This is a genomic window from Acanthopleuribacter pedis, from assembly GCF_017377855.1.
In the GTDB taxonomy this organism is placed as follows: domain Bacteria; phylum Acidobacteriota; class Holophagae; order Acanthopleuribacterales; family Acanthopleuribacteraceae; genus Acanthopleuribacter; species Acanthopleuribacter pedis.
The window spans coordinates 51,127-62,165 of sequence record NZ_JAFREP010000014.1 but is presented as its reverse complement, the minus strand read 5'-3'; the positions used below and the strand labels follow the sequence as shown (position 1 = coordinate 62,165).

General features: G+C 56.7%; 6 protein-coding genes. 3 read left to right on the top strand and 3 right to left on the bottom strand.

Annotated features, from left to right (window positions below):
- The first annotated feature begins 210 nt into the window (after nucleotides 1-210).
- Nucleotides 211-2,430, top strand: coding sequence for a hypothetical protein (locus tag J3U88_RS15000; protein ID WP_207859684.1), 2,220 nt, complete (start codon nucleotides 211-213; stop codon nucleotides 2,428-2,430).
- 799 nt (nucleotides 2,431-3,229) lie between these two features.
- Here the strand turns inward: J3U88_RS15000 and J3U88_RS14995 are convergent.
- Complete coding sequence (locus tag J3U88_RS14995; RefSeq protein ID WP_207859683.1) at nucleotides 3,230-5,188, bottom strand: ABC-F family ATP-binding cassette domain-containing protein; 1,959 nt, start codon at nucleotides 5,186-5,188, stop codon at nucleotides 3,230-3,232.
- A 232-nt stretch (nucleotides 5,189-5,420) separates the two neighbouring features.
- On the opposite strand from J3U88_RS14995, the gene J3U88_RS14990 reads away from it, so the two are divergent.
- On the top strand, nucleotides 5,421-7,016 hold the full coding sequence (locus J3U88_RS14990) for a peptide chain release factor 3 (protein WP_207859682.1): 1,596 nt from the start codon (nucleotides 5,421-5,423) through the stop codon (nucleotides 7,014-7,016).
- 192 nt (nucleotides 7,017-7,208) lie between these two features.
- Nucleotides 7,209-9,422 (top strand): alkaline phosphatase family protein, encoded by a 2,214-nt coding sequence (locus J3U88_RS14985; protein WP_207859681.1) that lies wholly within the window; start codon nucleotides 7,209-7,211, stop codon nucleotides 9,420-9,422.
- A gap of 52 nt (nucleotides 9,423-9,474) precedes the next feature.
- On the opposite strand, the gene J3U88_RS14980 is transcribed toward J3U88_RS14985, so the two are convergent.
- Together J3U88_RS14980 and J3U88_RS35020 are read right to left on the bottom strand one after the other, a co-directional pair.
- Entirely contained in the window at nucleotides 9,475-10,113 is a 639-nt protein-coding gene (locus tag J3U88_RS14980; protein ID WP_207859680.1) for an RsmD family RNA methyltransferase, read from the bottom strand.
- 76 nt (nucleotides 10,114-10,189) lie between these two features.
- Complete coding sequence (locus J3U88_RS35020; protein WP_207859679.1) at nucleotides 10,190-11,002, bottom strand: tetratricopeptide repeat protein; 813 nt, start codon at nucleotides 11,000-11,002, stop codon at nucleotides 10,190-10,192.
- Between the last annotated feature and the right edge of the window lie 37 nt (nucleotides 11,003-11,039).

The following is an 11,039-nucleotide window of genomic DNA, read 5'->3' as shown; positions in this document are numbered from 1 at the left end:
GGCCGGCGGTACACTGCCGCGGTTTCTGTGATCCAACCCGCTTATTTGAGATTATTTACTGCACAGCCACGGCATGCTCGCTATGATGGAGCGTCCCGCGAATGTTTGTTTTTCTCTAAACCCTTTCTCCAAAGCGCCGACACAAGGGATAGGGTCTTTTTGTCACTACCGCCGCACCAAGGCGGTTCCTACGATTTAAGGAGTTGATCCATGGCTAGATTGCTCGTACCGGTGTTGCTTTTCCTGTTTGCAGGCTTGAGTGTGGCACAGGTCAGCCAATATGCGCCCCACCTTCGTCAAGACGCCGAATCTTGGATCGGCTTTGCCAACCCCGGCAAAACGGAAGTGCGTGTTACGATCACTGGATTTAATGATTTGGGCGAAGAACTGGGTGCCACCGAGGTGACCCTGACAAAATTTGCCCGTTACGAGGCATCGGCCACCGCGTTATTTGGTGCCGAGGTCGCTTGGGCCAAAATCGATACCGCGATTGCTCTGCCCGCTTACGTTCGCTACGCCCAGGCCAACGGCAAGGTGAGTTTGGTGGAAATGACCCACCTGAGCGGCGAAACCCTTTACGTTTCCCAGATCGAAGCCTCGGACCAGAGCTGCGGCCAGGAAATTGCCCTGGTCAACACCTCGACCAACAACGGTCAGATCCTTTCGCAGCCGATTATCCAACGCGACCGTTGCGACAAGGAACCCATCCGCCAGGAAAACACCGTTTTGGTTGAAGGCATCAGCACCGGATGGGAAAGCACCACCTATGATTACCTCGACCAGGAAGAGGAACACAAAGCCATTTTCTGGGATAGCTTGACGGCCACCGGCGACATGTCCATTGCGGGCGTCCAGCACATCGGCGTTTGCAGCACGCAAGGCGGGAACTTCGCCTCCATGGTGTTGCCCCGTACCGCACACCGCGGCATGATGTTTCCCAACATCGGCTCCGGCGGCACCAAGGAATGGACCAAAATCGTCCTGATCAACACCTTTGATCGCGGCATGCGGGTTCGTCTGCGCGCCCTGTACGATCCCTTCATTTTCCCGTTTTTTGAAGCAACCCAAACCGAATACTTCTTTGACATGGAACCCTTGGAGAAACGCGAGTTTTTGTTGAATCAGCCGGACCAAATCGGTGAATTGACCTCCAACGCTTCGTGGTACGAGGTCACCCCGTTTGAAGGTGGCCTGGTCGGCTACATGTTGTCCGGCAACGACTCGGGCGCCTTGGCCGCGAGTGACGCCAACGACATCCCTTCCACGGTTCAGATCATGCCCTACACCCCGACGTCGGACACCTTGACCACGGAGATCGGCGTGGTCAACGTGAAAAAAGCGTGCGCCGAGGGTTACCTGATCGGGTTTAACGACCAAGGCCGCCAAGTCGCCCGCAAGTACAACATGCAGTTGTTGCCGGGTGAAAGCATGCGCTTCACCTTGGAAGAATTATTCGGCGACAAAGCGCGCGAGGTGACCTGGACGCGTTTCGCGGCGCACAACGGCGACGTCACGGCGTACGCCTTGGTTCGCAATCGCACCGGCAGCGATTTCGCGCTGATGCACGCGACCAGCACCATGGACCAAAACGGCACCATCTTTTTTGCCGACTTTGAGCACTTCGACATCACCGAGGCCATGAAACAGGGCTGGACCCAATTTTCCTTCGGCGACCTGCAATTGGGCGAACCCACCAACGAGTTCGGCGCGATTGTGCCTTCGCCCGGCGCCCCCATCAGCCAGGCCTTGCTCGACCGTTTGGATGTGAACTTTGACTCGGCCTTCATGGGTTGGCACGTTTGGGTTACCAGCCGCCGTTCCTCCGAGTTCTTCACGGAGACGGTGGTTCCCGCCAAGAAAGGTGTTTTCTACGTGGGTTATGAGCCGTCTTACGCCTCGATTGACCAGCGTCAGTTCCAATTCGCCCCGGACCGCGAAGCCTTGTTGTCGCCCTTCTTTGAAGTGCCCCAGTACGGCGAGTGGTATTTCCAATTCGACATGCGCTTCATCAACCCACAGTGGTCCACGGACGCCAGCTACTACGGTATTGTGTGGCGCGAGGAAGGTTCGGACCAATGGACCTGGATCGGTGCCTCCGGCAAGTTGATGCAAAACCCCACCGCTTTGGTTTCCGACTGCTGGTTGGACGTGGTTTACCGTTACGCGGACGGCGTGATGAGTGGCTGGATCCCCTTCGGTGCCAAGATCCCGGTGACCAACAACGGCAAGCGTATCCAGGTGGGTGTGTTTTACCTGCAGGACAACGCGGGCAGCGAACGCTTCGGTGGCCCGCTGATGTTCGTCGACAACATCCATCTCACCACGGAAGAGCGCGCGGTCAAGGCCCACTACGGGGCCCACAGCGAGGGCACCTTCCAATACGCTGCGCCGGTTGAAGCAACCGACGAAAAAGATGAAACGGAAGACTAACGCGCTTCCTATAAGAGACGGAAAAGGCCGGGCTGATTTGCCCGGCCTTTTTTATTTACGGATCGATTGAATCGACCGATGAGCCGGCACGGCCTCGTGCCTGGGCCGCGGTTGAAGCGGGGTGCTTAACGTCTTGATGCTGTTTGATCCGGCAAACGGTGAAGGTTCATCGGACGGTCCCATGCTGTAAACAGGCGCGAAGCGGACCGAAAACCAACCCAACGAAAAAAAACATCAAAATGCTGACCCTCCGCCGTGGTTTTCTCGCCTGACCCAACAGAAACCAACAAGGAGAAACGATTCAATGGTCCGTTTTTTGACGAGCAGCGTGGCACTTCTTTACCTATGCCACGTATCCACCTACCTATTTTAAGCTAGGGACGGCATTCGCGGCCTTTGGCGCCGACCTACCGCCCCACAAGGCGAAGCAAAAGCCAAACATCCCAAATCGTCAAAAACCAGACCATCGAAACCCAGGTTCCGTCCGCCCAAGGTTCAAGGTAGAAACCTGAACCGAGCGGAAAGCGGGATAACTGCACCTGCTCGCACCCTTGCCCTCTTAAACAGAAGCCGAGGATAGGCACGGCTACCCGCACCAAGCTTTTCCCATCTCAGGTCCATCCCCCAAGATCAAAGCACGCGGCAAACTACGCACGAAGAACCAAGATCCTGGTGGACCCCTTCATCCGCGGCGCCTCAACGTCGGGCCGAACCACGCCGCCCAACGCCCATCCTAGACATCCAAATATCCTAAGCAATAAACGGATTCCAACCCAAGTAACCTAATGAAACAAAAAGCCTAATCATCCAGCCCAAACTTTTCTTTCAGTTCCTCAATTTGTACGCTGACCGCTTCCCAAGCGTCCATCCGCTCCTGCAGCTCGGCCTCCAAATCGCGCTTCTCCTGATCCTTGACCCGAACCTCGGCCGGATCCGCCTTGGCGAAGTAATTCGGATCTGAAAACAGATCCTTAACGGCCTCCAGCTTTTCTTCCAGGTCGGCGATTTGCTGCTCCAACTCGCCGGAGGTCTTGAGCAACGGCTTGGCCTCCGCGTTGTAAGCCTTACGGTCGGTTTTCTTGTCCTTGCCCTTGGTCTCCTGGGCCTTTTTCTGTTTCTTCTCGGCCTGACGGTTTTTCTGCTCCGCGCGCAAATCAACCTGATAGGTCAGATAATCCGCACCGACTTTATCCAAAAACTCGCGGTAGGTGCCGTCGAACAGATCGACGCCCTCGGGGCGGATCTCCAGGATTTTGGTGGCCAGCTTGTCGACCACGTACCGGTTGTGACTCACCAGCAACACGGTCCCGTCAAAGGAACGTACCGCGTCCACCAACGCCTCAATCGCTTCCATGTCGAGGTGGTTGGTCGGTTCGTCGAGCACCAAAATGTTGCCCTTGAGCAGGATCAACTTGGCGATTACCAAACGGGCGGCTTCACCGCCGGACAAGGCGGTAGTTTTTTTGTGGACGTCGTCGCCCGAAAACAGCATGTTGCCCAAAATACCGCGAATGGCGCCAATGGGCTCGGCCGGCGCGAAGCTGTACAACCACTCGTACAAGGTGGTTTCTTTTTCGAGCGCCTCACCGTGGTCCTGGGAAAAATACTGGGGATAGGTTTCGTGGCCCCATTCGGCCTCGCCGGCGCTAGCTTCCAGCTCACCCATCAAAATTTTGAGCAGGGTCGACTTTCCCACGCCGTTGGGACCCAAGATGGCGACCTTGTCGTTGCGGTAAATTTCAAAGTTAAGGTTGTTGAGCACCTGCTTGTCGCCAAACGACTTACACAGACCTTTCACTTCAATAACCCGCTTGCCGGTGGGACGGCAGGGCGTGAACTGAATCGCCGGGGCGATTCGCGAGGAGTAACGCGGCGCCTCGATCCCCTTTTCCATCCGTTCGATTTGTTTGGCTTTACTGGAGGCCTGGCGGGCCTTGGAAGCCTTGGCCTTGAAGCGCGTCACAAACTGGTTCAGTTCCTCAATGCGTTTTTCCCGTTTCTCCGTTTCGAGTTGGCGCATCTCTTCGTCAACGGCTTTCTGCTCCAGGAACTGGTCGTAGTTGCCGGTGTACATCTTGGCGGTGCTGTAATCCACGTCGATCACGTGGGTACACACGGCGTTCAAGAACTCGCGGTCGTGGGAGATAACCACCACGACCGCGCGGCTGGTGACCAGATAATTCTCCAGCCAGCGAATCGAATAAATGTCGAGGTGGTTGGTGGGTTCGTCCAACAGCAAGGCGTCGGGTTCGCCAAACAGACACTGGGCCAGTAGCACGCGTAACTTGTAGCCGCCCGACAACACGCTCATCGGTTGTTCGTGTTTTTCGGTGGGGATGCCCAAGCCCTCCAGCATTTCGCCGATTTTGGCCTCGGCGGCGTAACCGTCGTGGTCCGCGATGATTTCTTCCAACTCGGCGAAGCGGTTGGGATCGGCGTCGGGATCGTCGTACAGGCGTTCTTTTTCGTCGAAGGCGTCGGCCAAGGCTTTTTTGCCTTTCATGACCACTTGCATGATGGGCACTTCTTCAAAGGCGAAGTGGTCCTGAGTGAGGGTGCCCAGTTTCAAGCGGGCGGGCGTGGCGATCTCGCCCTCGTCGGCGGTTTCCTCACCGGTAATAATGCGCAACATGGTCGATTTCCCGGCGCCGTTGGCACCGACGATGCCGTAACGCTTGCCAGGATCCAGTCGCAGGTTGACATCCTCGAAGAGCACCCGCGTCCCGTAGCGTTTTCCAACATTAATCAGGTTAAGCATTATCGACCTCGTTCACAAAAGTACGCAACCCCTCGGTGCCGCGACAAAGGCCTTATGTTAGCAAAGCCGCCCGAATATTTCTCACGCTAATGTGCGTTCCGTGTCCGCACCCCCTGTCCCGGCGCGGGTTCACCCTCGCACTTCGACCGGTGCTCAGGTAGAATGCAGTGTTTTGGGGCCGGGTTCCGTTCGTTCCGCCCCATGCCAATGTTTTTCCACGAGGCTTAGTTGCATGTCCGAAAACCTTTCACCCGAAATCCAACAGGAAATCGTCCGCCGCCGTACCTTCGCCATTATTTCCCACCCCGACGCCGGTAAAACCACCCTCACGGAAAAACTGCTCCTCTACGGGGGCGCCATCCAACGCGCCGGCATGGTCACCCAAAAAGCGAACCGCCACCAAACCGTGTCCGACTGGATGGACATGGAACAACGCCGCGGCATTTCGATTAGTTCGACGGCCCTGCAATTCGATTACAACGATGTCTGTTACAACCTCCTCGACACCCCGGGTCACCAAGACTTTTCCGAGGATACCTACCGCACCTTGCTGGCGGTCGATTCAGCCATCATGCTGCTGGACGCGGCCAAGGGCGTCGAGCCGCAAACAATTAAGCTGTTTAAGGTGTGTCGCGAACGCGGCATTCCCATTTTTACCATCATCAATAAGATGGACCGCCCCTCGCTCAACCCCTTCGAACTCCTCGAGGAAGTCGAAAAAGTCCTCGGCATTCTCGCCATCCCCATGACCTGGCCAATCGGGGAACCCGGTGATTTTAAAGGTGTTTATGAGCGCGATACCCGTCAGGTGCATATGTATCAGCGCACCAGCGGCGGCCAGTGGAAAGCACCCGTGGCGACCAGCGGCCTCGAGGATCCCAACATGGCTTCCATCGTCGATGAACACGACCGCAACCTTTTGGACGAAGAACTCGAAATGGTCGACGAACTGATTCACCCCTTCGAAAAGGACCTGTTCCTCGAGGGTGAAATGACGCCGGTTTTTTTCGCGTGCGCCATCAACAACTTTGGGCTTGACAACTTTCTGGACCGCTTCACCGAGCTGGCCCCGCACCCGGCCGATCTGCGCACGGTCAAAGGCGAGAAACCCGCCGCCTCGGCCGACTTCTCCGGGTTCATTTACAAAATTCAGGCAAATATGAACAAGGCCCACCGCGATCGCGTCGCCTTTATGCGGGTCGCCACCGGCAAGTTCGAGAAAAACATGACGGTCAAACACCTTCGTTCCGGCAAAAAGGTCAAACTCAGTTTTCCCTACCGGCTGTTCGGTCAAAAACGCGAAATCATTGAAGAAGCCTACCCGGGCGATATCGTCGGTTTGGTCAACCCCGGCTTGTTCCGCGCGGGCGACCTGCTCACGGTCGGCAAGGATTTCCAAATCCCGTCCTTCCCCCGCTTCCCGCCGGAAATTTTCTGCCGCATCCGCCTCAAAGACATGACCCACAACAAATCCTTCCGCAAAGGTTTGGACCAACTCGGTGAGGAAGGGGTTGTGCAGGTGTTGCAAGATCCCCGTTCCCACTCGCGTTTGCCGGTTCTGGCCGCGGTGGGTGAACTCCAGCTCGAGGTCTTCAAGGAGCGCATGCTGGAAGAATACCGCTGTGAGGTCACCTTCGACCGCTTGGACTACGGCGCCTCGCGCTGGATCAAAGGCACGATTGAACCGGACGGCGGCTACACCTTCACCCTGCTCTACGACGAGGCGGAACGCCCGGTCGCCTTGTTCCGAAACGAATGGCACATGAACCAAGTGGTGGGCAACCACGAGGATCTCGAGTTCCTGCCACACCCACCCGATTTCATCTAAATCCGTTGTTCCATCGGCGACCCGACATCCGCCGTCACCCCTCATCGCGACAAAACCCGGCAATCGCCCCCACCCCGCCGGGACACCCCGCCACACAACCGCTTCGTACCTCAGATTTACAATCGCTTCCGCCTTGGAATGAAGTTTGCCCCAACCTAAGCTTCGATGATTTTGCCGTTGAAGGATGCATTTATGACGTTCCCCGCAATCACCGCTTCGTTGTCTCGCACCGCTCCCCTACTTTTGTTGAGTGTTTTGTGCCTCGGTGCCTTTGCCACCGTTGCGCCCCTACACGCCACCGAGCGAACCCAGAAAAAAGTCGTTGTTTTGGGTTTTGACGGCGCCGACGACAAGCTGGTCCGTCAGATGATGGACGAGGGCCAACTGCCCAACATGGTTAAGCTCAAAGAGATGGGCGGTTACGCCGCCTTAACCCCGACCAACCCACCGCAAACCCCGGTTTCCTGGTCGACCTTTGCCACCGGCCTCAACCCAGGCCGAACCGGTATCTTTGATTTTCTGCGCCGTCAGGACGGGACCTATATTCCCGATTTCGCCCTGCGCGGCGAAACCCGAACCCAGGTTTTGTTCGGCGAATTGAACCCGGTCGCCTTGCCGGCCTTGGCCGAGGGCGTGGTGTTCGCGCTGGTTTTTATTCTGTTGAGCGTCGCCTCGCGTTTATCGGTGCTGAAACGGGTGCTGTTCTCCTTGGCCGCCTCGCTTCCCGCCGCCGGTGCCGCCTTTTTTGTTGCTAACCAGTGGTTGCCCGACGAAATCCCCGCGGTGGTCACCGTGCGCAAAGGCAAACCGATCTGGAAAATGCTGGAAGAAAACGGTAAAACCGCCAAAATCATTCGCTTGCCGGTAACCTTCCCCGCCGAACCGCTTAACGGCGAAATGATTGCCGGTCTGGCCGTACCCGACATCCGCGGTACCATCGGCCGCCCCAGCATCTTTACCAACGACCCCGATTTTGAAACAGGCGAGAACCAATTTTCGGTCATCGTCAACCGCTTCGATCCCGGCGTCGGCCCCTTCGAAACCGAAATCATGGGACCGCCCAACAAGCTGTTTTACGACGCCAACGCGGCCAAGCTCGCCAAACGATCGGGTCAAGAATACCCGCATCCCAAGGACTTCGCGCTGCCGATGACAGTCGGCATCGAAGGCGACAAGCTGGTGATTCAGGTCGGCGGCGAAACCCTGCGCATTGGTCATAAAGAATGGTCGGACACGGTGATTTTTGAATTCCGCGTCAACCCACTGATTTCGCTCAAAGGTTTTGGGCGTTTCTACGTGGACACCCTCAGCGCCGACCGCTTTAAGGTTTATTTGACCGCGGTGAACCTGCACCCCGACTCACCGCTCCCGCTCAGTTACCCCGCCGATTTCTCGGCCAAACTGTGGCAGAAAGAACCCTTTAAAACCCAAGGCTGGGCGCTCGATACCTGGTCCATCGGCGGCGCCCTCATGGACGAGGACCACTTCATGGAAGACGTCGACCTAACCGTCACCCGTTTTGAAACCATGATGGACGAATTCCTCGACCAAAACGACCGCGATCTGTTCGTCCAGGTCTTCAGTTTCACCGACCGTGTCGCCCATATTTTGTGGCGCTACTGGGACGAGGGTCACCCGCTCTACGACGCGGAAAAAGGCCCGAAATACCAAGAAGTGATGCGCGAGACCTACCGTCGCATGGACCGCATCGTCGGTCGCGCCATGGAAAAAATTGATTTCAACACCACGACGCTGATCGTCTGCTCCGACCACGGCTTTGCTTCCTTCCGTTACCAATTCCATTTCAACACCTGGCTGTACGAAAACGGTTACCTGAAGCTGAAACAAAACGTGCTGGGGACCACGATGAAGTTGGACGACCTGCTCAATGCGCAAACGCCCTTTAACTACGTGGATTGGGGAAACACCAAGGCCTACGCGCTTGGCTTGGGCATGATTTTCATCAATCTGGAGGGCCGCGAACCGGAAGGTTCGGTAAAACAAGAGGAATACGACGCCTTGTGCCGCGAGCTGGTCACCAAGCTGGAGGCCTACACGGAACCCGAAACCGGCATGAAACCGGTGCGCAAGGTGTTCCTGCGCGACGAGATGTACAAGGGCTACAACCCAGGTGAAACCCCGGACCTGCGCGTGGCGACGGCGCCGGACTGGCGCGTTTCTTGGGATACGACGCTGGGCGGTTTGCCCAACAAAATCACCGAGATCAACCCCAAAAACTGGTCCGGCGATCACTGTTCACTGGCGCCGGAAGACGTGCAGGGCATTTTCTTTAGCTCGCTGCCGTTCAAAAACCAAACCCCGAAGATGGCCGATATGTGCCCGTCCATGCTCGACCTCCTCGAGGTCAAAACCGACATCGATATGGACGGCGAAACGGTTTATTAGCGAATCGACCCGTGGTTGAACCAAAAAATGCCGGGCCGCGACCCGGCATTTTTTATGCCTCGGTGTCGCCGGCTTGGTCATTCTGATCGGTTTGGCCGTCTTGGTCGCCCCGACCCGCTCGCTCGACTCGGTAGATGCCGATAAACACGCGACCGTATTTTTTTACCTTTTCCAGGGTGAGGTGTTCCGGCGCCTCCGGGAAGGCGTCTTTTTCCTGCTCGGCCAGATAATAAGAACCCGTCTCCGGCCAGGTCGCCTCGCTAAGGTAACGCAACATCTTGGGATGGAACTTGCCCGCCGCGGCGTAGGGCGGATCGCCGTAAATCACATACTTACCCGGTTCGCAGCCGCGACGGATAAAGCGAAAGGCGTCGCTCCGCACCGTTTTAATCTTGGCATCCAAGGCCTCGGTCTCCCGTTGCAGGTTCTCAACCACCGCATCCTGCACATCGACCGCGTAAACGGGCGAGAAACCCATGCTAAAGGCCTCGAAGGCCATGGCCCCGGAACCGGAGCAAAGGTCCAAAAATCCGTGGCTCTCGGCATCATCCGCGATCATCGAACACACGGCCTCGCGCACCCTCGCCAAGGTCGGGCGCATGTCGGGCTCGTCGTAAAAATGAAGGAAACGACCCCCCAAGGTGCCGCGATGAATCCGTATCCGTGAACGAGGGCCTTTTTTGCGACTCATCCCTCACCTCCTAAAAAAGAAAAACCCGCGAACCACCAGGTGATGGTCGCGGGATCGGCATGTGAAGCGCCATTGTTTACTTTTGGTAGCCGGCCCGTTTCAAGAACTGTTTGGCCAGTTCCGATTCCTGGGTGCCGGGGTGTTTTTCGATCAGTTCCTGCAACTGCAAAATCGCCTTGGAGTGGGAATTGCGGTAGTAGTAGCACTGACCGAGGTAGTACATTGCCTGACGCACGTAGGTGCCGCCGCCGTACTTGGTGATCACGGTATCAAACGAGGTAATGGCGTCGGCCCACTGTTTTTTATCGAAGTAGGCACGACCCAGGTAGTACTGCGCGCTTTCGGCAAAGGGCGAAGCACTAAACTGCTCGGTGATTTCCTTAAAGGCGTCGATGGCGACATCGAACTTGCCGCGGTCCAAATCAAGCCGGGCTTGGTTAAAGACGGCTTCCAAATCTTCACCGGGCACCACTTCGCCGGCAGGCTGACTGGGATCAACCGAACCGTCGGGCAAGGTGCCGTTGGGCATGGTGCCGTCCGGGTTAACGGGGTTCACCGGATTGGTAACCACATCGGTTGAGGCACGGCGGATTTGGGTTAATTTGAATTCGAGGTCGTTGATGCGGGCCTCGTAGGTGGCAAGCGAATCCTTGACGGAAAACAACTGGTCTTGGACTTCGGCCTGGGAACTGCGGTCGGCGACTTGCTTACGCAGCTCTTCGAGCAACTTGTTAATTTCTTCCTGCGACTTCGACTGCTTGGCTTCGAGAGCATAGATCTGCTCACGCAAGTCAGCGATATCACGTTGAATTTTGAGCCGCTCTTCCTCGCCCCCACAAGCGACAAACATCAGCGCGGCAATGGCTAGAAGAAGAATTCGTTGGAACACGGAAGCGACCTCCGACAGAAAAAAAGACGGACGCGAG